A 795-nucleotide genomic window follows, 5' to 3' on the forward strand; every position below is an offset into this window, starting at 1 on the left:
GCCCGGCACCGCGCCGCAGGGCCACGCCGGCGGCCCGGCGGACGCCGCCTCCGGCGCGGCCGGGCCCGGCATCCCGGCCGGGGCCGGGGACTTCGGGGGCATGAGCCCCGAGGACCTCGACCGGAACGCCGACGACCTGCGCGACCTCCTCGCCGGAGCCGTGGGCGTCGCCGAACGCCAGCTCTTCGACCTGCGCACCGCCGCCGCCGACGACGCCCGGATCCTGGGCGCGCTCGGTGACGGCGGGCTGCTGCCGCCCGGCCCCGACGTGCTCGCCACCGTCGAGTACCTCGGCGAGCACGGCATCCCGGCCCTGCCCGGCTGGCGCTACCTCGCCCAGGCCGTGGACCCCGCCGACCACGCCGCCGTTCTCGCGGCCCGCCCCGAGCTGGTCGACGGCGTCGTCATCACCGACCCCGACACCCACGGCCGGGCCCGCGAGGTGCTCGGCGCCGCCGCCCTGCTGCCCCGCTCCGCCGTGGCCGTCGGTACGGCCGCCGCCCTGCTGGCCCCCGTACCCCCGGCCGGGCCGGACGACGCCACCGGCGGCATCTTCATCGTCTCGCCGAACCCGGCCATGCACGACGAGCACGCCGCCGACGAGGAGCGCCAGGCCCTGCGCGCCCGCGCCGGCGAGCGGGACGCCGAGATCCGCGAGCTGGCCGCCCGGCTGGCCGGCGACCGCGAACTCTCCGCCCGCCTGGCCTCCTGGCGCACCGGCTGCCCGCCCGGCCGGCTGGCCGAGCTGGCCGAACAGGCCGCGGCCGCCCGCGCCTTCGCGCAGGAGGCCGAGGC

General features: G+C 80.8%; 1 pseudogene. It reads left to right on the forward strand.

The features are described from left to right. Window positions 1–795 (forward strand): annotated as a pseudogene (locus GPJ59_RS36650) (hypothetical protein); the annotation flags it as partial.

The sequence above is a fragment of the Streptomyces bambusae genome (assembly GCF_019400985.1).
Classification (GTDB): domain Bacteria; phylum Actinomycetota; class Actinomycetes; order Streptomycetales; family Streptomycetaceae; genus Streptomyces; species Streptomyces bambusae_A.